The following is a 20,906-nucleotide window of genomic DNA, read 5'->3' on the forward strand; positions in this document are numbered from 1 at the left end:
TAGCCTGCCCGAACGGATTTAGTTATGTAAATAATAGGCATGACATGCCAGCAGGATCGCAACCTCCAGCACCCCGCTGACCATCCAATAAAAAAGCCGCCCGGTGAGGGGCGGCTTTCTTTTTGGTCCGGTGAGAAAAACTCAGGCTTCTTCAGCCGGAGCATCTTCCGCTTCCACGGCGATTTCGCCGGGTTCCGCGTTCGGATCATAATCTTCGGTGAAGCCAGCCTCGTCCTTTTCGAACAGGTCGGCCATCACGTCGACACCCTGCGCCTGCAGATCAGCTTCTTCCGGCGAGCGAGCGACGTTCACCTGGATGGTGACGGCAACTTCGGGGTGCAGCGCGACCTTGACGTCGAACACGCCGAGCGTCTTGATCGGACGTTCCAGCACGACCATCGCCTTGGTGACGTTGGTCACGCCATCGGCGTGCAGCGCCTCGACGACGTCGCGAACCGCGACCGAGCCGTAGAGGTGACCGGCGTTCGACGACTGGCGGATCAGGACGATCTGCTTGCCATTGACGCCTTCGGCAGCCTTTTCAGCGTCGCCACGGCGGGCGGCGTTGTCGGCCTCGATCTTCGCGCGGTTGGCTTCGAAGACCTTCTTGTTGGCGTTGTTGGAGCGCAGCGCCTTCTTGTTGGGCAGCAGGAAGTTACGCGCGTAACCGTCCTTCACGGTGACGATGTCACCGATGGCGCCCAGCTTCTCGATCCGTTCGAGGAGAATGATTTCCATGAGTCTTACTCCCTCACTTCACGATGTAGGGCAGCAGGCCCAGGTGACGGGCGCGCTTGATGGCCTGGGCCAGCTCACGCTGCTTCTTGGCGGACACCGCAGTGATGCGGCTGGGGACGATCTTGCCGCGCTCGGACACGAAGCCCTGCAGCAGACGGACGTCCTTGTAATCGATCTTCGGCGCATCCTTGGCGGCGAAGGGGCAGCTCTTGCGGCGGCGGAAAAACGGGCGTGCCATGTTTCAGATCTCCTTATTCGCCAGCCGGGGCTTCATCGCGATCGCGGCGCGGGCCACGATCTTCGCGAGGACCACGGTCACCACGATCACCGCGCGGACCACGCTCGGCGCGTTCCTGCTTGCGCATCATCACAGACGGGCCGGTTTCCAGCTCATCGACCTTGACGGTCATGTAGCGGATGATGTCTTCGTTGATCTGCGTCTGGCGCTCCAGTTCCGCGACGACACCGGCGGGGGCGTCGATGTTCAGCATCACATAGTGAGCCTTGCGGTTCTTGGCGATCTTGTAGGCGAGGCTGCGCAGGCCCCAGGTTTCCACCTTGGTCACCTTGCCAGCATTATCCTCGACGATCTTGGTGGCGGTTTCCGCCAGTGCGTCCACCTGCGCCTGTGCCAGGTCCTGGCGCGCAAGGAACACATGCTCGTAAAGAGCCATGGGTATTGCCTCATCTGTTGGCCGATCGCTGACGCCCACCCCATGTGGAACGCCCCTCCGGCTGTCGTCTCAAGCACTCATCCGCGCGTTCCCGAGTCACCCCGGCCCACGCGAAGCGGCGCCTATGGCGGAAATGCGCCGGGTTGGCAAGGGTGGACGCAAGAGAAAGCGCCCCGGAGGGAGAGAGATCCCCGGGGCGCTTTCTGGCTGCTCGGTGGAGCGAAGCCTTAACGGATCGCGCTGCCAATCACCGCGCCGATGATCCCGCTGGTGATCGCGACCAGCACTGCGTCATTGCCGGAACGGACCCAGTGATAACCGCGCGGCGGGGCGTTAAGGCGGTAGTCGCGATAATTGTTGATCACGCGATAATCGCGGGCATAGCGGCGGTCGAAGCGCTGGCCCTTGCCCCAGCGGCGATAGTCGTTCTTGCGCACGACCGTCTTGTGCTTGACCACGGCGCGGCCATGCGGGCCTTGCTTCACCACGCGGGTCACTTCGCGATGCGGCGCGGCCTGCGCCTGCGCGGCGACCATGGGGCTTGCGACCATCGTGGTCGCGGCCAGCGTCATCAGCAGTTTCTTGATCATCTCGCTTGCTCCTTGCTTTAATCTGTTGCGCCGTTGCTCCGGCGTTGAAGACAGATTTAGGCGGGATTTGTCGCAAGCTTGTGCCGGGAATGCGGCTTAACTGTCTGAAATTGTAACAGGCATCATTCGTGCCGCAGCGCGTCGATGGGATTGAGCGCCGCCGCCCGCCGTGCCGGGAAATAGCCGAACACCACCCCGATCGCCGCCGAAAAGAAGAAGGCGATCATGTTCACCTTCACGTCGAAGATGAAGGGCACCTGCATCAACGGCGCAATGATGACCGAGGCGATCAGGGCAAGGATCAGGCCGATCAGCCCACCCAGGCAGGACAGAACGATCGCCTCCACCAGGAACTGCATCAGCACCTCCCGCGCGACAGCGCCGATGGCGAGGCGAATGCCGATCTCGCGCGTGCGCTCCGTCACCGACACAAGCATGATGTTCATGATGCCGATTCCGCCCACCAGCAGCGAAATGGCCGCGACCGCCGCCACGATCTGAGTCAATATGGTGGTCGTCCCGGTCAGCGTGTCGCTGATCTGCTTGGTATCGAACACGTTGAAATTATCGTCCGCCCCCGGCTTCACCTTGCGCCGTTCGCGCATCAGTTCTTCCAGGCTCGCCTGTACCGTGGAGGTGTCATAAGCGTCGTCCACCGCGATCATGATCTGGCTTATGTCGCGGTCGCCGGTGAAGCGGCGCTGGACGAACTTGATCGGCATGACGACGACATCGTCCTGATCGCCAAAGCCCCCTTGGCCGCGTGTCGCCAAAGCGCCGATGACCTGACAGGATACGCCCTTGATGCGCAGGCGCTTGCCCGTCGGATCGCTCCCTTGGAACAGGTTCGTGCGTACCGTATTGCCGATGATGCAGACGCCTTTGCCCGCTTCCTCCTCCTCCGGCATGAAGAGGCGGCCCGCGTCAGCCTTCCAGCTTTGCACCTCGAAATAGGCGGCGGTTGTGCCATAGACGGTGGTCGACCAATTGCTGCCTTCATAGATAGCTGTGCCGCTGGACTGCACCAGTGGCGCGACGGCGCGGACGCCCGTCAGTTGGTTCTCGATCGCCGTTAGGTCGGCTGGCTTGAAGTCGGGTGGCCTCGGCCCGCCGCCGCCCCGGCCAAAGCCTTGGCCCGGCCGCAGTTGCAAGACGTTGGCGCCGAGCGAGCTGATCTGCTCCCGCACGGCCGCCGTCGCGCCATTGCCCAGCGTCACCATGGTGACCACCGCCGCCACGCCGATGATGATGCCCAGCGTCGTCAGAAAGCTGCGCAGCTTGTGCCGGTTGATCGCCCGGAACGCCAGGGTGACGGTCGTGCCTAGCATTTCCACGTCCCTCGCCCCTTCAGGGGAGAGGGTTGCGCAGACTTGGCAGCTTGCTGCCTAGCCGAAGCTGGGTGAGGGGGAGGCGCGCAGCCTCTCACCCTCATCCAACTTCGCCTAGCTCGCGGCGCGAGCAAGGCTTCGTATCCTTCTCCCTTCAAGGGAGAAGGTTGGGGGCGTACAGTCCTCACACCTTCACCCCCGCATCTATCCGCTCCACCAGCCCGTCCTTGAAATGCACGATCGTGCGCGCATAGGCGGCCATGTCGGGTTCATGCGTGACCATCAGCACGGTAATGCCGCTGTTCCGGTTGAGGTCGGTCAGCAGTTCCATGATCTCCACCGACCGTTCCGAATCCAGATTGCCCGTCGGCTCGTCGGCCAGCAGCACTGCAGGATGCGTCACGATCGCCCGCGCGATGGCAACGCGCTGCTGCTGCCCGCCTGATAATTCAGCGGGCGTATGGTCCCACCATTCCTTAAGACCCACCTTGTCGAGCGCGGCCATGCCCGCATCATAACGCGCCTTCTTGTCCTCGCCCCGGTAGAGAAGCGGCAATTCGACATTCTCCAGCGCGCTCGTCCGGGACAAGAGGTTGAAGCCCTGAAACACAAAGCCAAGATAGCGGCGGCGGAGCAGCGCCCTCTGGTCGCGGTCCAGCGTTTCGACATGGCGTCCCTTGAACAGGAACTCCCCGCTGCTGGGTACGTCGAGGCAGCCGATAATGTTCATCGCTGTGGACTTGCCCGAACCCGAAGGCCCCATGACCGCGACGAAATCCCCCTCCTCAATGTCCAGGTCGATACCCTTCAACGCCTGAAAGGCGGTGGCGCCCGAACCATAGAGTTTGGTGACGCCGCGCAAGGAGATGATCGGATCAGCCACTGCGTCAGCTTCCATTCTGCCGGCCGGTGCCGCGAGGCTCTCCGCCGCCACCGGAACGGTCACGCCGCTGGCCGCCACCGTTCGAGCTATCCTCGGCAGGCTGTTCCTGTCCCGCCGCCAGCTGGCCCGTGATGACCCGCATGCCCGGCTTCAACCCGCCGCCAGTGATGGCCGTGCGCGCGCCGTCGCTGGCGCCGACTGTCACCTGCACGGCCTTGGGATTGCCATCTTCGCCGACGACATAGACAGTCTGGCTGCTGCCAATACCGAAGCTAACCTGCCGGTTGGCGCCGCCACGGCGGAAGCGGCGAGGGCCGGGCACGATCTGACTCGTAATGCCGCCGCCTTGTCCCGCGCCCGTACTCGGCTTGAACCGCAACGCCGCGTTTGGAACCAGCAAAACGTCACTCAACTGCTGCGTCACGACGTCGGCTGTTGCCGTCATGCCGGGGCGCAGCGTCTCATCCTTGTTATCGACGGCGAGGACCGCCGTGTATGCCACCACAGTTCCAGCCGTGCTGGCCGTCGTACTGCTCCCCGATGAGGAGGAGGAACTGCTTGAAGCATTGGAGCCGACATTGACCCGCGTCACCCGCGCGGGGAACGTTCGGCCCGGAAAGGCATCGACGGCAAAGGTCGCCGTTTGGCCTTCTTTCACCTGACCGACATCGGCTTCATCGACCGCGACTTCCACCTCCATCTTGGTCAGGTCTTCGGCGATTGTGAACAGCACAGGGGCATTGAAGGACGCGGCTACTGTTTGGCCGGGCTCGATGTCGCGGGACAAGACGACGCCGGTCACCGGTGACACGATCTGCGCGATCGACAGGTTAGTCTGCGCCGTCGCAAGCTGAGCCCGCGACACACTGACTTGCGCCTGTTGCGCCCGCAAATTGCCCAAAGCGGACTGATAATCAGCCCGCGCCGCATCCAGTTCCGTCTTGGCAGGCACGCGCCCGCCCGACAGACGAAAGACGTTCAGTTGCCGGTCGAGCGTCGCCTTGGCCAGCGCGACCTGCGCCTGCGCCTGGCTGACACTGGCCTGCGACGCCGTAACCTGTGCCCGGTTCTGAGTAACCGAATCCACAAGGCGCCGGGTATCGAGTTCAGCTAGTCGCTGCCCTTTCGTCACGCGATCATTCACATCGACATAAACACGCGTGATCTTGCCCGACTGTTCAGAGCCCACATCCACCTGATTGATGGGCTTCAGATTCCCGGTCGCCGACACCGTCACCGTCAAGTCGCCGCGTCGCACCTCCCGCGTGGCGAAGTTCGGCTTGTCCTCGCCCGAAAAACAGCGGGCGAGCAGCAGGATCAGGATCAGCAGCGCCAGCCCGACCGCACCCCGCACCACCCATTTGCGCCACGGCTTTTCGGGACGCGCGCCGAGAAATTCGTCCAGATCCTTGTCCGTGCTCACATCTTCACTCATTGGGGCGGTTGTCCATATTCTGCCAGCCGCCACCCAGCGCGTTGTAGAGCTGGGCGATGGCAAGGGCCTCGTCGGCTTGCGCAGCCGCAAGGCTATTGCGCGCGTTCAACAGCGTGGTTTCGGTGTTGGAAAGCGTCTGGAAATCGATCAGCCCAGACTGATACTGGCTGCGCGCCAGCAGGGCGGCGTTGTTCGACGCATCGAAGGCGGTGGCGAACTCGGCCTTGCGCTGGCGGGCGCTGTTCAGGGACGTCATGGCATTTTCGACATCTTCAAGCGCCGTCAGCACACTCTGCTTATAGGCGGCAAAGGCAGCATCTGTAGCCGCCCTTTGCGATCGCACCTGGGAAGCGAGCCGTCCGCCATCGAAGATGACCTGCGCGACATTGGCGAACACGCCGCCGGTAATGATGTCGAACAGGCTTTTGATGCTGGTCGCGTTAGTGCCGATATTCCCGCTGATCCCCAATGACGGGTAAAGCTGCGCCTGCGCCACGCCGATCCGCGCTGTCGCCGCCGCCAAATTCCTCTCTGCTGCCCGAACGTCGGGCCGCTGGCGCAGGGTATCGGCGGGAATGCCGGTGGCGATCATGGTCGAAGCAACCGGGATTGGAGCAGGGGCTTCCAGCGCGCGGGTCGCCTCGCCCGGCGCTTGCCCGGTCAGTACAGCAATGCGGTTCAGGCTGCCGCGCAGGCTGGCCTCCAGCTGCGGGATCGCCGCGTTCGTCTGGGCAAGCTGGGCGCGGGCCTGCTGCTCATCCAGCGATGAAACAAGTCCGGCCTGAAGCCGCCAGTTGGCGATATTATAATTATCCTGCTGGATCGCCTGCGTTTCCCGAGCGATGCGCAACTGCTCCTGCGCTTGCCGCGCCTGAATATAGTTGGTGACCAGTTCGGCTATGATGGTCATCCGCACATTGGCAAGGTCATAGCCGGACGCGGCCAGATCCGCGCGCGCCGCCTCGGTCGATCGGGACAACTCCCCGAACAGGTCGATCTGCCAACTCGCATTCGCACCCAGCGAATAGCTACTGCTCCACCTATCCGATCCGGTGGACACGACATTGCCGTCGATTACGCGCGTGCCGCCGCCGCGATTGGAATAGTTACGCCCGCCGGACCCCGACGCATTGACCTGCGGCAGGAAGGCCGCCCGCGCCTGCACAAGTGACTCCCGCGCCTGCCGCAACCGCGCCTGCGCCTGCACGATGTCGAGGTTGTTGGCCGCCGCTTGGTCGATCAACCCTGTCAGCACCGGATCGTTCAACCGGGTCCACCAGCCCGCAAGCTCCGCTTCGCTCAGCGCGCCGCCCGCCGGTGCGGTATAATAGCTGCCCGGCACACCCAAGGCAGCCGGTTGCGGCGCCCGATAGTCAGGTCCCGCCGCGCAGGCCGAGAGCGTCAACGCCGCCCCGCTTATCCAGCCAATGCGATATCGCACCTTTTCCTTGCACTCCGTCGTCGTTAAAGGGACGCCACCTTGGGGGTTAAGGCGGTCCAGTCAGGGAAACTGCCGAAAGGGGCCTGATGTCTCAACGGCATTTGTGTCTCAAAGTGTAACGATGTTGAAAAACGGCGCTTTTGTAGGCGTCCTTGCGTCAGAAGGTGAATGATGAGGGCATTTCTGTTTCCGGGGCAGGGTAGCCAGTCGGTTGGCATGGGAAAGGCTTTGGCCGAAGCGAGCCCGGCCGCGAAGGAACTGTTTCAAGAGGTCGATGACGCCCTGTCGCAACATTTGTTCCGCATCATGGTGGAAGGTCCGGAAAGCGACCTGACCCTGACGGAGAATGCCCAGCCTGCGATCATGGCCAATGCGTTGGCGACGTTGCGGGTAATGCAGCGCGAAGGCGGCTTCTCGCTGGCGGAGAAGGGCGATTTCGTTGCCGGGCACAGCCTTGGCGAATATAGCGCGCTCTGCGCCGTCGAAGCCTTCGACATCGGCACGACCTCGCGCCTCCTTAAGCTGCGCGGTCAGGCCATGCAGGCGGCTGTTCCGGTGGGCGAGGGCGCAATGGCGGCTCTGCTCGGCGCGGACATCGAAAAGGCGCAAGGCTTGGCCGACGCCGCTGCGGAAGGCGAAGTCTGCACCGTCGCCAACGACAATGATCCGAGCCAAGTGGTGATTTCCGGCCATCGCGGCGCGATCGAGCGCGCGGTCGCCCTGGTGAAGGACCATGGCATCAAGCGCGGCGTGCTGCTGCCCGTCTCGGCACCCTTCCACTGCCCGTTGATGCAGCCCGCTGCCGAAGCGATGGATGAGGCATTGGCTAAGGCAGCGATCAACACCCCGCTGCTCCCCGTCTATGCCAACGTCCTCGCCGCGCCCATCGCGGACCCGGAGGAAATCAAGCGCCGCCTGGTCGAACAGGTGACCGGCCGCGTCCGCTGGCGCGAATCCGTCGCTGCCATGTGGGACGCGGGCGTGACCGAGTTCGTCGAACTTGGCGGCAAGGTGCTCGGCCCTATGGTCAAGCGCATCGCCCCCGACGCCACCGTCCGCAGCGTCGTCACCATGGACGACATCGAGGCGGCGCTCGCCGCTCTCTAAGATAAGGATAAAAAAGCTATGTTCGATCTGACAGGCATGACCGCGCTGGTGACCGGCGCATCGGGTGGCATCGGTTCAGCGATCGCCCGCGCACTCGCGGCGCAGGGTGCGACGCTGGCGCTTTCGGGTAGCAATGAGGAGAAGCTCAAGGCCTTCGCTGCTGAGTTGGGCGGCGATCACAAGACGCTGGTCTGCAATCTGTCCGATCCAGCGGCCGTCGATGCCCTCGTCGCTCAAGCGGTCGAAGCGTTGGGCGGCAAGATCGACATTCTCGTCAACAATGCCGGGATCACCCGCGACAACCTCATCATGCGGATGAAGGATGAGGAATGGTCCGATGTCATCTCGGTCAATCTGGAAGCGGCCTTCCGCCTTGCCCGTGCCGCTGCCAAGCCGATGATGAAGGCGCGCTTCGGCCGCATCATCTCGATCACCTCAATCGTCGGTGTCACCGGCAATCCCGGCCAGGCCAATTATGCCGCGTCAAAGGCAGGCATCATCGGCATGTCGAAGTCGCTCGGCCAGGAACTGGCGAGCCGGGGGATCACCGTCAACTGCGTCGCGCCCGGCTTCATCCGTTCGGCCATGACCGATGCGCTGAATGACGCGCAGAAGGGTGCCATCCTTCAGAAGATACCTGCGGGCGACCTCGGTACTGGTGAGGATATCGGCGCTGCGGTTGTCTATCTCGCCAGCCGCGAGGCAGGCTATGTCACGGGCCAGACCCTGCATGTTAATGGCGGCATGGCGATGATCTGACCCTCGCAAGAGGCTGAAAGGGCTCGCCGATCCGTCCCAATCGGGCGGCAATGTGCCATTCAGGCGCATGGAGGGGCGGGAATCATGCGTTTCGATCTTTTCTTGCCTCTTGCCTCCGTCGGGGCTTGCCTCTAGGGCATGCCTTAACAAATATTCACAACCTCAACGATACCCAGTAAAAAAGGACCACTCATGAGTGAGACCGCGGATCGCGTTAAGAAAATCGTCGTCGAACATCTGGGCGTCGAAGCCGAAAAGGTGACCGAGGATGCAAGCTTCATCGATGATCTGGGCGCAGACAGCCTCGACATCGTCGAGCTGGTGATGGCGTTCGAAGAAGAATTCGGCGTGGAAATCCCCGACGACGCGGCTGAGAAGATCGGCACCGTCAAGGATGCGATCGATTATATCGACAGCAAGCAGTAAGAATGTTGTGCGGCTGACCGGGGGGTCGGCTGCCTGCGTTTTTTGAAGGAAATGGCTCCTCCTGTCCGGCGAATCCGGTCTTGGGGAGCCTTTTCGTATCTGGTGCACCGTTCACAAGCGCTCTCGAAGCAGCTAAGGAGCGGGCCAAACCTATGAAGATTTTCGGAGCAGATATATGCGTCGCGTAGTCGTAACCGGCCTCGGCATGGTTAGCCCGCTTGGCGGGAATGTCGAAACCACGTGGAAGAATATCCTCGCGTCAAAGTCCGGCGCGGCGACGATCGCGCGCTTTGATGCCAGCGAATATAAGTGCCGCATCGCCTGCGAAGTGAAGCCCGCCGACCATGAATATGGCTATGATCCGAGCCTGGACGTGGATCACAAGATCCAGCGTCAGGTCGATCCCTTCATCGTCTATGGCATTTCCGCCGCCAGCCAGGCGCTGCGCGATGCGGGCCTCGACAATATGAGCGAGGAAGAGCGTCTGCGCGCCGGTTGCTCCATCGGTTCGGGGATCGGTGGCCTGCCGGGCATCGAAAGCGAATCGCTGGTGCTGGCCAACAAGGGGCCGAGCCGCGTTAGCCCGCACTTCGTCCATGGCCGCCTCATCAACCTGATTTCCGGCCAGGTTTCGATCAAGTACGGTCTGATGGGTCCCAACCATGCGGTGGTCACCGCCTGCTCGACCGGTGCGCACTCGATCGGCGACGCTGCGCGCATGATCGCGATGGACGACGCCGACGTTATGCTTGCGGGTGGCGCCGAAAGCGCGATCTGCCCGATCGGCATCGCAGGTTTCGCCCAGGCGCGCGCGCTGTCGACCGCCTTCAACGACACGCCCGAAAAGGCGAGCCGTCCCTATGACGTCAACCGCGACGGTTTCGTCATGGGCGAAGGCGCGGGCGTGGTCGTGCTCGAAGAATATGAGCATGCCAAGAAGCGCGGCGCTCACATCTATGCCGAAGTCATCGGCTATGGCCTGTCCGGCGATGCCTATCATGTCACCGCCCCGCATCCAGAGGGTAGCGGCGGCTACCGTTCGATGGAGATGGCGCTCAAGAAATCGGGTCTCAGCCTCGCTGACATCGACTATGTGAACGCCCACGGCACATCGACCCCCCTCGGCGACGAACTGGAACTGGGCGCGGTCAAGCGCCTGTTCGGCGACAATATCTCGACCATGTCGATGAGCAGCACCAAGTCGGCCATCGGCCATCTTCTCGGCGGCGCGGGCGCGGTGGAAAGCATCTTCTGCATCCTCGCCATCCGCGACCAGATCGTGCCCCCAACGCTCAACCTCGACGAACCGAGCGAAAGCTGCGCGGGTGTCGATCTCGTCCCCCATGTGGCGAAGGAGCGCAAGGTGCGCGCCGTGCTGAACAACAGCTTCGGCTTTGGCGGCACCAATGCGTCGCTCATCATGAAGGCGATCTGAGGACAGAGCCATGCGGCGGTTCGGGCTGGTTATCCTTGCGATCGGCCTGGCCGTCGCCGCCTTCGTGGCGTTCCGCTTCGTCTATGGCTGGACCGAAGCGGGGCCTGCGCCGCGCGACGTCACTGTCATCGTGCCCGATGGGGCCACCGTCGCGGATGCCGCCGTCCTCCTGAAACAGGCGGGCGTGGTGCGTTCAGCCGACGCATTCCTCATCCGGACCAAGGTGTTCGGGCGTGGAAAGTCGATCAAGGCGGGCGAATTTCTAATCCCCAAGGGCGCCAGCAACGCCGACATTTTCTCCATCCTTCAGGGTGGCAAGACTCTGACCCGGCTGGTCACCATACCGGAGGGCATGCCTTCCATAATGGTCCATGAACGGCTGATGGCGAATGACGAGTTGACTGGGGATGTCTCGGTCCCTGCTGAGGGCAGCGTGCTTCCCGACAGCTATGCGTTCGACAAGGGCGAAAGCCGCGTCGCTGTGCTCAAGCGTATGCAGGACGCGATGACGCGCGCTCTCGCCAAGCTATGGGCCGAACGCGCGCCCAACAGCGTGGCGAAATCGCCCAAAGAGGCGATCATTCTTGCCAGCATCGTGGAAAAGGAAACCGCCGTCCCGTCTGAACGGCCCACCGTCGCGGGCGTCTATGGCAATCGTCTGAAGGCCGGGATGATGCTTCAGGCCGACCCGACGATCATTTACCCGATCACCAAGGGCAAGCCGCTTGGCCGTCGCATCAAAAAGTCGGAGATCGCTGCGGTCAACGACTATAACACCTACGCGATGACGGGCCTGCCCAAGGGGCCGATTGCCAATCCGGGCAAGCTGTCGATCCTGGCCGTACTGCATCCCGCCGAAACAAAGGCGCTCTATTTCGTCGCTGATGGGAAGGGCGGCCATATCTTTGCGGACACGCTCCAGCAGCATAATGAGAATGTCCGCAAATGGTTCGAAATCCGCCGCGCACGCGGAGAGCTTTGAAAACCACCTAATCCTCCCTGCGCGTAGCGTGGGGAGGGGGACCGCCGCGAAGCGGTGGTGGAGGGGAAATAGCACCTCCTCCGCTAATCACCGTAGCGCACCCCTCGCCCTCAACCGAACGGCATAAAGCCACTGCCCAACCGCAACAGCGAAGATCACCGCCGGAAACACCGCCGCCGCCGCGCCCTTCACCGCCCACAAATCGGTGCCCAAAAAGCTGTACCCGAACTGCACCACGACAGCGACCATCGACAGCGCGAACAACGCCACCGTTGCCGCCTTTCGCAGCAACAATAACATGGCTCCGGCCGTGCCTGCGCCCACCGCGACGGCATAGGCCGCCCAAGCCCAATCCGGCATCCCTGCAAAGATGCGGGCGGTGTAGGGATCGCTTTCCGCCAGCGCCGCCAGATCAGCGCCATATTGCATGGCAAAGGCCGCCACGCCGATCAAATTCCAGATCAGCAGGCCGATTGCGATGAATTTGAAGGATCGTGACGCGCTCATATGAGTTTCGCCTCCCTGAAGCCTTTGCCCACGTAGCCGACCATCATATAGATGCGTTTCACCGCGTGAAAGCGATGCTGACCGGGAGATGATGAAATGCTCGGACGTTCCGTACCTGATGTAACGCTGAAGACCCGCGTGCGCGATGAAAGCGTCGGCGGCCCCAATCCTTTCCGCTGGCAGGATGTCCAGACGGGCGACCTTTTCAAGGGCAAGCGGGTAGTCGTATTCTCGCTGCCCGGCGCCTTCACCCCGACCTGTTCGACCGAACAATGTCCCGCCTTCGAACGCTTCTACGACGATTTCAAGGCGCTGGGAGTCGATGATGTCTATTGCATCTCGGTCAACGACGCCTTTGTCATGTACCAATGGGGCAAGCATCTGGGCGTCAGGAATGTGAAGCTGCTGCCGGACGGATCGGGCGACTTCACGCGCCGCATGGGCATGCTGGTGAAGAAGGACCATCTTGGATTTGGTGATCGGAGTTGGCGCTACGCCATGGTCGTCGATGACGGTCAGGTGGTCGCATGGTTCGAGGAGCCCGGCATCAACGATATCGGGGAGGATGATGATCCCTACGGCCAGACGAGCCCGGAACCGGTGCTGCAATGGCTGAAGGAGCATCCGGCTGACTGAAGGCACGGGCACCGCGCCGGTCGTAGCGACGGCGCTTATGGGAGCGGAGGACTTCGCCTGGGCGGATGGCCTCCGCCGCGCCCATTTCCCGCCGGAACGCAACAAGGTGCCCGCCCATATTTCGCTGTTCCATCATCTGCCGCCGACGCTGCTGCCGGAACTGAGCGATAGGATGAAGCGGTTGTGCGCAGCGCCGTCGCCCCTCGCCATGATAACCGGCGTCATGTTGCTCGGCCGGGGCGTCGCATTTGGCCTTAATAGTGACGGTCTGCTCGCCATCCGGGATGAACTGGCCGAAGCTTTTTGGGGGTTGCTCACCCCGCAGGATCAAGCGCGTCCCCGCCTGCACATCACCGTCCAGAACAAGGTGGAGCCTTCGGTCGCTCGCGCACTTGCCGATCAGTTGAAGGCAGAGTTCCGACCCCGCCCGCTCCGCATCGCGGGCCTAGCCGCTTGGTATTATCGCGACGACGGATCGTGGGATCTCGCCAAGAAGGTGAGTTTTCGCTCCACCCGCATCCTTACATAGCTCCGACATGGGGCAGCGGAACTTGATCGGGCGATCCGGGCGGCCTAAACCCCGCCGATGACCCACGCTTCTTATCCGGCGCTCCGCCTGCGCCGCACCCGCGCCGCCGCCTGGACCCGCGCGCTGCACGCCGAAAACCGCCTGCACCCAAGCGACCTCATCTGGCCGCTCTTTGTGACCGAAGGGCAGGGGGTGGAAGAGCCGATCGCGTCCCTTCCCGGCGTCTCGCGCTGGTCGGTCGATGGCATAGTGGCCCGCGCGCGGGAAGCACGTGACGCTGGCATTCCCTGCCTCGCCCTTTTCCCCAACACGCAGGCTGACCGCCGCAGCGATGATGGGGAGGAAGCGCTCAATCCAGACAACCTGATGTGCCGCGCTATCCGCGCGATCAAGGATGCCGTGCCGGACATCGGCATCCTCACCGACGTCGCGCTCGATCCTTACACCGCCCATGGTCAAGACGGCCTGCTCGATGAGCAGGGCTATGTGATCAACGACGCCACGATCGATGTCCTGATCGGCCAGTCCCTCAATCAGGCGGCGGCGGGCGCGGATATCATCGCGCCCAGCGACATGATGGACGGCCGCGTCGGCGCGATCCGCGAGGCGCTGGAGGAAGAAGGCCACGCCAATGTCCAGATCATGGCCTATGCCGCCAAATATGCGAGCGCCTTTTACGGCCCATTCCGCGACGCGGTCGGCTCCAGCGGCCTGCTGAAGGGTGACAAGAAAAGCTACCAGATGGACCCCGCCAACAGCGAGGAAGCCTTGCGCGAAGTCGCGCTAGACCTCGCGGAGGGCGCCGACAGCGTCATGGTGAAGCCGGGCCTGCCTTATCTCGACATCATCGCCCGGGTGAAGGACCGGTTCGAGGTGCCCGTATTCGCCTATCAGGTGTCGGGCGAATATGCGATGATCGAAGCCGCCGTCGCTGCGGGAGTGGGCAATCGCGATGCGCTGGTGCTGGAAACGCTGCTTGCGTTCAAGCGCGCCGGTTGCTCGGGCGTTCTCACCTATCATGCGCTCCACGCCGCGCGGCTGCTGGGAGCCTGACGCCATGCCCGATCATCCGCACGCCGCCCATGCCGATCATCCCGGTGCCACCATCCTGACCTTTGGCGGCAAGACGCCTGTCATCCACCCCAGCGCCTTCATCGCGCCGGGCGCGCGCATCATCGGCGATGTGGAGATCGGGCCGGATAGCAGCATCTGGTATAATTGCGTGGTGCGCGGCGACGTCAACGCGATCCGCATCGGCGCGCGCACGAATATTCAGGACGGCAGCGTCATCCACTGCGACGGCCCCGATCCCGCCAAGCCGGACGGCTGGCCCACGATCATCGGCGATGATGTCCTGATCGGCCATATGGCGATGATCCACGGCTGCGAACTCAAGGACCGGGCGTTCGTCGGCCTAGGCGCGGTGGTGATGAACGGCTGTGTCATCGAAAGCGATGCAATGCTGGCAGCCGGAGCCCTGTTAGCGCCCAACCGCACAGTCCCACACCGCCAGCTCTGGACCGGCCGCCCGGCCAAATATGTGCGCGATTTGAGCGATGAAGCGCTGATTAACATGCGCGAAGGCGTTGACCGCTATGTCCACAATGCGAAGGCCCACAAAGGCGCGCTGAAGACGGAGGGATGAAGGAAAAGGGTCCTTCCGACATCCCCGTTCGCCCTGAGCTTGTCGAAGGGCTTCACTTTCTTGAACAACAGAAAAGGGCTTCGACAAGCTCAGCCGGAACGGAAATATAACGTTCGCATAGCCCCAAAACTCAAGGCTGCGCCAGCCGCCCCTTCACCGCATCGATCCGGTCATTCTGCGCATCCACGATCGCCAGCGCCACCTTGCGCGCCGCATCGATCTGCTCCACCCCACCCTTGGCTTGGTCCTCGGCCAGCGCATTGCTGCGTTCGACATAAAGCGTGTCGAGACTGGCGAGCGCCGAAACGCTATCATTGCGCGCCGCCTCCAGCGCACTGATCGCAAGCTGCGCCGTGACCCAGGACTCGCTGGACACCGCCGCGCCCGAAGCAGCCCGCGTTGCCCGATCCGCGCCGGGCCATGCCTTGTCGAACGCCGCGCTGCCCGCCTGTGCCTGCGCCGCAAGTCGGTCAACCTGCGCCCGCAAAGCCGGATCAGCCTCAACCGGCACCGGAGCAGCCGGAGCTTCTCCAACCGGCGCATTCTCCACCGCCCGCTTGGCGAGTGAAGGATAGCCCGTCAGCGTCCCGGCACAGCCAGAAAGGAAAAGGGCGATGGAAGGGAGCAGCCTACGCAGGATCATGGCGCTGATCTAGGGCGGGAAATCCCGCTGTGCAATGGCGGCGGCGCGAAACGTCAGCGCGGCAATGCCGCAGCCTCTCGCGCCAAAGCCTCGATCTTTGCGGCATCGACCGGCCCCTTGGGCACGACCCAGCTACCGCCGACGCACTTCACAAAGGGTTCGGCCAGCCATTTGGGCGCGCTTTCCGCAGTAATTCCGCCCGTCGGGCAAAAACGCGCGACATGCAGCGGGGCGGCCAGCGCCTTCAAAGCGGGCAGCCCGCCCGAAGTTTCCGCCGGGAAAAATTTGAAATGGGTGAGGCCCAGGTCCAGCCCGCGCATGATGTCGCCCGCCGTGGCTGTTCCGGGAAGGAATGGCACCCGCGCCGCTACCGCCGCCTTGCCCAGCGGTTCAGTGAGGCCGGGGCTAACGATGAACCGCGCGCCTGCCTTCATCGCCGCGTCCATCTGCGACGGGTTCAGCACCGTGCCCGCGCCGACTACCGCGCCCTCGACCTTCGCCATCTCGCGGATCACGTCCAGCGCGGCGGGCGTGCGCAGCGTGACTTCCAGCGCAGGCAGGCCGCCCTTCACCAGCGCCTGCGCAATGGGCAGCGCGTCCTCCACCCGATCTACCACCAGCACCGGAATGACCGGCGCCAGCTCCATCACCTGTTCAACGCTGAGCGACATTATTTCTTCTCCCGAAAGGCGGCGGCCGCCCCGTAAAGTCCAATCTCTTCATGCACCGCAAGGCGGATGGGCACTGTCGCCATCAGGCTTTCAAACCGCCCCTTGGCAGTGAAGCGCCGATGGAATCCGCTCTGAGGCAGCAAGCCGCGCATCCGCTGCGTCAGTCCGCCTGCCAGCACGACCGCGTTCGGCCCCTGCGCCAGCGCCAGGTCGCCCACGACCGATCCATAGCAAAGGCACAAGCGATCGAACGCCGCCCGAGCGAACTCGTCCGTGCCGTCAATGGCTGCCTGCCACAATTCGGCATCCTCCATCAGGATGACGCGGTCATGACCGATGGTCGCCATCGCCTTGTAGATATTGTTGAGGCCCGGCCCCGACACGATCCGCTCGGTCGATACGCGCAGGAACTTGTCGCGCAGATAGGCGAGGATCTTCTCCTCCATCGTGTCGAGCGGCGCGAAGTCGATATGCCCGCCTTCGGTCGCGATTACATGCGGCTCGCCATCGTCGAATGCGATCATCGCGACACCAAGGCCCGTGCCCGGACCCACCACAGTAACGCCGCCGTCGCGGGGGAATGGCCGGTCCTGCCCGAACAGCAGCGGCAGATTGTCGTCCGGCAGGCGCGCGACGGCATGCGCCACCGCTTCGAAATCATTGACCAGCCGCATCTGCTTCAGGCCCAGTTCCTCGTCCAGCGTGTCGGGCCGGATCATCCAGCTGCTGTTGGTCAGCTTGATAACATCACGTCCGATCGCGGTGGCAAAGGCGATCGATGCCGCCTTGGGCAGATTGCCGCCTTCATCATGCGCGAAAGCGGCCCAGCAGGCTTGCAGGCTGGGGAAGTCGGCAACCTTGTATTTCCGCACCTTGCCCAGCGTCGGGACATTGCGCGCGTTCAGCTTGGCCCGTGCGAAGCGGGCGTTAGTGCCGCCAATGTCGGCAGCGATGATGTCGGTCATAGGACCACTCCAATCATGGCGTCATCCCAGCGTAAGCTGGAATCTCATGAGGCCGGGCCGTGCCCTCTCGCCTGAGACGCCAGCAATGCGCTGGCATGACGGGTGGGGGATTATAATTCAGCTTCCATCGCAGCCAAAATGGGCGAAGCGCCGCTTTCCGCCAGATCACTATGATGGCGGAAAAGCGCAAATAGTTCGCGGCCAGTGTCATAAGGAGCCGGCGGGGGCACGGGCATGTCCCGTGCGTCCCACTCCGCCGCATCGACCAGCGCCTCGATCAATCCCTTGTCAGCACAGACCCGCACCATGTCGCCATCGCGCAGCCTGCCGATCGGCCCGCCACCCAAAGCTTCGGGCGACAGATGAATGGCAGCAGGCACCTTGCCCGAAGCCCCCGACATGCGCCCGTCCGTCACCAGCGCCACGCGGAACCCGCGATCCTGCAAAACGCCCAGCGCCGGGGTCAGCTTGTGCAATTCCGGCATCCCGTTCGCGCGCGGCCCCTGAAAACGGACCACGACCACGACGTCGCGTTCCAACTCACCCGCCTTAAAGGCGCGCAGCACATCATCCTGATCGTGGAACACAGCCGCCGGAGCCTCGATGGTCCAGCGTTCCTTCTCGACCGCGCTCACCTTCATGACGCAGCGGCCCAGATTGCCCGCCAGCAGGCGCATGCCGCCATCAGGGCTGAAGGCGCTCGACACCGGCCGCAGGATGGCGTCATCGCGCGATACCGGAACGTCACGCCATCGCAGCGCCTCATCCTCCAGCACCGGCTCCTTGCCATAATCGGTCAGGTCGGCCCGAGCGACCGTCATGATGTCCCGGTGCAGCAGTCCGTTGTCCAGCAGTTCGCGGATGACGAAGGACATGCCGCCAGCCATGTGGAAATTGTTCACATCGCCAGCGCCATTGGGATAGACCCGCGCCAGCAGCGGAACGACGTCGGAAATCTCCGCGAAATCGGTCCAGTCGACGCTGATGCCCGCCGCCCGAGCGATGGCGGGCACGTGGATCGCATGGTTTGTCGATCCACCCGTCGCCATCAGGCCGATGATAGCGTTGACGATCGCCTTCTCATCGACGCAGTGGCCAAGCGGCCGATAATCATCGCCGTCCCAGCCGATGCTCGCCAGCCGATGCACCGCCGCCCGCGTCAGTTCGCTGCGCAGCTTAGTGCCCGGATTGACGAAGGACGCGCAGGGCATGTGCAGGCCCATCACTTCCATCATCATCTGATTGCTGTTGGCCGTGCCGTAGAAGGTGCAGGTGCCCGCGCCATGATAGCTGGCGCTTTCGGACTCCAGCAGTTCCTCTTTGCCCACCTTGCCCTCTGCATAGAGCTGGCGGATGCGAACTTTGTCCTTATTCGCAAGGCCCGAAGGCATCGGCCCAGCGGGAATCAGGATCGTCGGCAGATGCCCGAAACGCAGCGCGCCGATCAGCAGCCCCGGCACGATCTTGTCGCATATGCCCAGCAGCGCCGCACCCTCGAACATCGCGTGGCTCAGCGATATTGCCGTCGCCAGCGCGATCGTGTCGCGGGAAAAAAGCGACAGGTCCATGCCTGCCTGCCCCTGCGTCACGCCGTCGCACATGGCGGGCACGCCGCCCGCCACCTGCGCCGTCGCGCCGACCTCGCGTGCCGCGATCTTGATCGCTTCGGGATAGCGGCCATAGGGCTGATGCGCCGACAGCATGTCATTATAGGCGGTAACGATGCCGATATTCATCGCCCTGCCAGTGCGGATCACCGGCTTGTCCTCGCCACTCGCCGCGAAGCCATGCGCCAGATTGCCACAGGACAGCTGCGCGCGGTTGGTCCCGGCGTCGCGGCCACGCTCGATCAAGTCCAGATATTGGCGGCGGCGTGGCGCGCTCCGCTTCACGATGCGTTCGGTGACCTTGGCGATCACCGGATGAAGGTCAGTCATGCCAGCTGGCTCCGTCTCGTTCAATCAGGGCAATGGCCGAAGACGGCCCCCAGTTCCCCGAAGCATAGGGTGAAGGCTTCACTCCCGCTTCTTTCCAGCCGTCGATGATGGAATCGATCCATGTCCACTGCGCCTCGACCTCGTCCCGGCGCACGAACAACGTCTGGTCACCTGATAGCAGGTCCAGGATAAGCCTTTCATAGGCGATACGACGGCGCTGCCCGGCAAAGGCGGCGGTCAGCGACACGTCCAGCGTCACCTCCTCCAGATGCACCTCGCGTTCCAAACCCGGCCTCTTGCTCATGATCAGCAGCCGGATAAATTCTTCCGGTTGCAGGCGAATGATCATGGCGTTGGCCTCCAGCCCGCCATTGCGGCCGAAGATCGAATGGCGCACAGGCTTGAATTGAATCTGGATTTCCGACTGGCGCGTCGGCATCCGCTTGCCCGTGCGCAGGTAAAAGGGAACGCCCTGCCAGCGCCAATTGTCGATATGGGCCTTCAACGCGACGAAGGTTTCGGTGTCGGACGGCTTGCCCAATTCGTCACTATAGCCGGTGACGATCTCGCCGCCGACCGCGCCCGGCGTATATTGGCCGCGTACGCTGTTGGTCTTCACCGTCTCCGCCGTCATCGGCCGCAGTGATCGCAGCACCTTCACCTTCTCGTCGCGCACGGCGGTGGGGTCCATGCGGGCAGGGGGCTCCATCGCGATGATCGACAGGATTTGCAGCACATGGTTCTGCACCATGTCACGCAGCGCGCCGACTCCGTCATAATAGGACACCCGGCCTTCCAGCCCGACGGTCTCGCCCACCGTGATCTGCACATGGTCGATCGCCGTGGCATTCCACAACGGCTCGAACATCACATTGCCAAAGCGCAGGGCGAGCAGGTTCTGCACCGTCTCCTTGCCCAGATAATGGTCGACCCGGAAAATCTGGCTCTCGTCGAACAGCGCGCCGATGCCGTTGTTGACCTCCTTGGAGGAGGCGAGGTCCTTGCCGATCGGCTTTTCCATCGCGATCCGCGTCGTCGGGGTAATCAACCCCGCATCGGCCAGCCCTTGGGCCGTGGGCGCGAAGAGAGAAGGGGGTGTCGACAGATAGACCGACAGCCCACGCTCCGCCCGACCATCCAGCCGCTTTGCCAGCTTCTTGAACTGCTCCGGCTTCCCCGCTTCGACCGGCTGATAACCGATCATCGCCTTCAGCCGTGCCGCGACTTCCGCATCATAGCGATCGGCGCCGACGAACTTTTGCAGTGCCTTGTCGATGTCGGCGCGGAATGCTTCGTCGTCCATCTCCGTGCGGCCCGACGCCACGATCATGAAGTCATCGGGCAGCAAACCGTCCGCAACCAGATTATAGAGCGACGGAAAAATCATGCGGTGCGCCAGATCGCCGGTGGCACCGAAAAGCAGGAACGTGGCAGACGGATCGGTCAAAGGATGCCCTTTTCCGTTGGGAGGAATTTTTCAGGTCTGCACGAAACGGTCCTATAGCGGTACGGTTTCGTTACGCAAGCAGGCTATCGGCGCAGGGCCGCCCCTGCAACCGCCCGACAGCCTTATCC

The 20,906-nt window shown here is 63.1% G+C and carries 23 protein-coding genes; 9 read left to right on the forward strand and 14 right to left on the reverse strand.

Annotated features, from left to right (window positions below; all coding sequences use genetic code 11):
- Positions 1 to 141 precede the first annotated feature (141 nt).
- The 8 genes from rplI to ACZ5TB_RS03285 all read right to left on the reverse strand — a co-directional run bounded on the left by rplI (position 142) and on the right by ACZ5TB_RS03285 (position 7,089).
- Positions 142 to 738: a 50S ribosomal protein L9 gene (gene rplI / locus ACZ5TB_RS03250; RefSeq protein WP_464791990.1), complete on the reverse strand. Its 597-nt coding sequence runs from the start codon at positions 736 to 738 to the stop codon at positions 142 to 144.
- A 13-nt stretch (positions 739 to 751) separates the two neighbouring features.
- Positions 752 to 976, reverse strand: a complete 225-nt coding sequence (rpsR, locus tag ACZ5TB_RS03255) for a 30S ribosomal protein S18 (RefSeq protein ID WP_004212076.1) — start codon at positions 974 to 976, stop codon at positions 752 to 754.
- Positions 977 to 989: 13 nt separating this feature from the next.
- On the reverse strand, positions 990 to 1,412 hold the full coding sequence (rpsF, locus tag ACZ5TB_RS03260) for a 30S ribosomal protein S6 (RefSeq protein ID WP_196225883.1): 423 nt from the start codon (positions 1,410 to 1,412) through the stop codon (positions 990 to 992).
- 227 nt (positions 1,413 to 1,639) lie between these two features.
- The gene (locus ACZ5TB_RS03265) at positions 1,640 to 2,002 is read right to left on the reverse strand and encodes an RcnB family protein (protein ID WP_464791991.1); all 363 of its coding nucleotides are present in this window, start codon (positions 2,000 to 2,002) and stop codon (positions 1,640 to 1,642) included.
- Between the two features lie 122 nt (positions 2,003 to 2,124).
- On the reverse strand, positions 2,125 to 3,330 hold the full coding sequence (locus tag ACZ5TB_RS03270) for an ABC transporter permease (RefSeq protein ID WP_464792475.1): 1,206 nt from the start codon (positions 3,328 to 3,330) through the stop codon (positions 2,125 to 2,127).
- Positions 3,331 to 3,514: 184 nt separating this feature from the next.
- A complete protein-coding gene (locus tag ACZ5TB_RS03275; protein ID WP_464791992.1) occupies positions 3,515 to 4,228 on the reverse strand; it encodes an ABC transporter ATP-binding protein in 714 nt (237 codons plus the stop codon).
- Positions 4,218 to 5,648 carry an efflux RND transporter periplasmic adaptor subunit gene (locus tag ACZ5TB_RS03280; RefSeq protein WP_464791993.1) on the reverse strand — a complete coding sequence of 477 codons (1,431 nt, stop codon included), beginning with the start codon at positions 5,646 to 5,648 and terminating at the stop codon, positions 4,218 to 4,220. Before ACZ5TB_RS03280 ends, ACZ5TB_RS03275 begins: the two co-directional genes overlap by 11 nt.
- The gene (locus tag ACZ5TB_RS03285) at positions 5,641 to 7,089 is read right to left on the reverse strand and encodes an efflux transporter outer membrane subunit (RefSeq protein WP_464791994.1); all 1,449 of its coding nucleotides are present in this window, start codon (positions 7,087 to 7,089) and stop codon (positions 5,641 to 5,643) included. The genes ACZ5TB_RS03280 and ACZ5TB_RS03285 overlap by 8 nt, the downstream gene beginning before the upstream one ends.
- 171 nt (positions 7,090 to 7,260) lie before the next feature.
- Here ACZ5TB_RS03285 and fabD point away from each other — a divergent pair, with 171 nt between their 5' ends.
- The 5 genes from fabD to mltG all read left to right on the forward strand — a co-directional run bounded on the left by fabD (position 7,261) and on the right by mltG (position 11,798).
- Positions 7,261 to 8,196 (forward strand): ACP S-malonyltransferase, encoded by a 936-nt coding sequence (gene fabD, locus ACZ5TB_RS03290; protein ID WP_464792476.1) that lies wholly within the window; start codon positions 7,261 to 7,263, stop codon positions 8,194 to 8,196.
- An 18-nt stretch (positions 8,197 to 8,214) separates the two neighbouring features.
- Positions 8,215 to 8,955 (forward strand): 3-oxoacyl-[acyl-carrier-protein] reductase, encoded by a 741-nt coding sequence (gene fabG, locus ACZ5TB_RS03295; RefSeq protein WP_464791995.1) that lies wholly within the window; start codon positions 8,215 to 8,217, stop codon positions 8,953 to 8,955.
- 192 nt (positions 8,956 to 9,147) lie between these two features.
- Positions 9,148 to 9,381: an acyl carrier protein gene (locus tag ACZ5TB_RS03300; protein WP_006950224.1), complete on the forward strand. Its 234-nt coding sequence runs from the start codon at positions 9,148 to 9,150 to the stop codon at positions 9,379 to 9,381.
- 175 nt (positions 9,382 to 9,556) lie between these two features.
- The gene (fabF, locus tag ACZ5TB_RS03305) at positions 9,557 to 10,816 is read left to right on the forward strand and encodes a beta-ketoacyl-ACP synthase II (RefSeq protein WP_464791996.1); all 1,260 of its coding nucleotides are present in this window, start codon (positions 9,557 to 9,559) and stop codon (positions 10,814 to 10,816) included.
- A 10-nt stretch (positions 10,817 to 10,826) separates the two neighbouring features.
- Positions 10,827 to 11,798: an endolytic transglycosylase MltG gene (mltG, locus tag ACZ5TB_RS03310; RefSeq protein ID WP_464791997.1), complete on the forward strand. Its 972-nt coding sequence runs from the start codon at positions 10,827 to 10,829 to the stop codon at positions 11,796 to 11,798.
- A gap of 87 nt (positions 11,799 to 11,885) precedes the next feature.
- Here the strand turns inward: mltG and ACZ5TB_RS03315 are convergent, their stop codons facing one another.
- Positions 11,886 to 12,305 (reverse strand): sugar transporter, encoded by a 420-nt coding sequence (locus ACZ5TB_RS03315; protein WP_464791998.1) that lies wholly within the window; start codon positions 12,303 to 12,305, stop codon positions 11,886 to 11,888.
- A gap of 96 nt (positions 12,306 to 12,401) precedes the next feature.
- On the opposite strand from ACZ5TB_RS03315, the gene ACZ5TB_RS03320 reads away from it, so the two are divergent.
- Genes ACZ5TB_RS03320 through ACZ5TB_RS03335 form a run of 4 tightly spaced genes read left to right on the forward strand, consistent with a single transcriptional unit; the run spans position 12,402 to position 15,115 of the window.
- Complete coding sequence (locus ACZ5TB_RS03320; RefSeq protein ID WP_464779357.1) at positions 12,402 to 12,941, forward strand: redoxin family protein; 540 nt, start codon at positions 12,402 to 12,404, stop codon at positions 12,939 to 12,941.
- A 37-nt stretch (positions 12,942 to 12,978) separates the two neighbouring features.
- Entirely contained in the window at positions 12,979 to 13,470 is a 492-nt protein-coding gene (locus tag ACZ5TB_RS03325) for a 2'-5' RNA ligase family protein (protein ID WP_464791999.1), read from the forward strand.
- Positions 13,471 to 13,527: 57 nt separating this feature from the next.
- Positions 13,528 to 14,523 (forward strand): porphobilinogen synthase, encoded by a 996-nt coding sequence (hemB, locus tag ACZ5TB_RS03330; protein ID WP_464792000.1) that lies wholly within the window; start codon positions 13,528 to 13,530, stop codon positions 14,521 to 14,523.
- Between the two features lie 4 nt (positions 14,524 to 14,527).
- Positions 14,528 to 15,115, forward strand: a complete 588-nt coding sequence (locus tag ACZ5TB_RS03335; protein WP_464792001.1) for a gamma carbonic anhydrase family protein — start codon at positions 14,528 to 14,530, stop codon at positions 15,113 to 15,115.
- A 130-nt stretch (positions 15,116 to 15,245) separates the two neighbouring features.
- On the opposite strand, the gene ACZ5TB_RS03340 is transcribed toward ACZ5TB_RS03335, so the two are convergent.
- The 5 genes from ACZ5TB_RS03340 to zwf form a co-directional block, all read right to left on the reverse strand.
- Positions 15,246 to 15,758 carry a hypothetical protein gene (locus ACZ5TB_RS03340; protein WP_464792002.1) on the reverse strand — a complete coding sequence of 171 codons (513 nt, stop codon included), beginning with the start codon at positions 15,756 to 15,758 and terminating at the stop codon, positions 15,246 to 15,248.
- Between the two features lie 53 nt (positions 15,759 to 15,811).
- Positions 15,812 to 16,429 (reverse strand): bifunctional 4-hydroxy-2-oxoglutarate aldolase/2-dehydro-3-deoxy-phosphogluconate aldolase, encoded by a 618-nt coding sequence (gene eda / locus ACZ5TB_RS03345; RefSeq protein ID WP_464792003.1) that lies wholly within the window; start codon positions 16,427 to 16,429, stop codon positions 15,812 to 15,814.
- Positions 16,429 to 17,394, reverse strand: a complete 966-nt coding sequence (gene glk, locus ACZ5TB_RS03350; RefSeq protein ID WP_464792004.1) for a glucokinase — start codon at positions 17,392 to 17,394, stop codon at positions 16,429 to 16,431. The genes eda and glk overlap by 1 nt, the downstream gene beginning before the upstream one ends.
- A gap of 110 nt (positions 17,395 to 17,504) precedes the next feature.
- Positions 17,505 to 19,331, reverse strand: coding sequence for a phosphogluconate dehydratase (gene edd / locus ACZ5TB_RS03355; protein WP_464792005.1), 1,827 nt, complete (start codon positions 19,329 to 19,331; stop codon positions 17,505 to 17,507).
- Complete coding sequence (gene zwf / locus ACZ5TB_RS03360) at positions 19,324 to 20,778, reverse strand: glucose-6-phosphate dehydrogenase (RefSeq protein ID WP_464792006.1); 1,455 nt, start codon at positions 20,776 to 20,778, stop codon at positions 19,324 to 19,326. The genes edd and zwf overlap by 8 nt, the downstream gene beginning before the upstream one ends.
- Between the last annotated feature and the right edge of the window lie 128 nt (positions 20,779 to 20,906).

The organism is Sphingobium sp. TomTYG74, assembly GCF_055393875.1.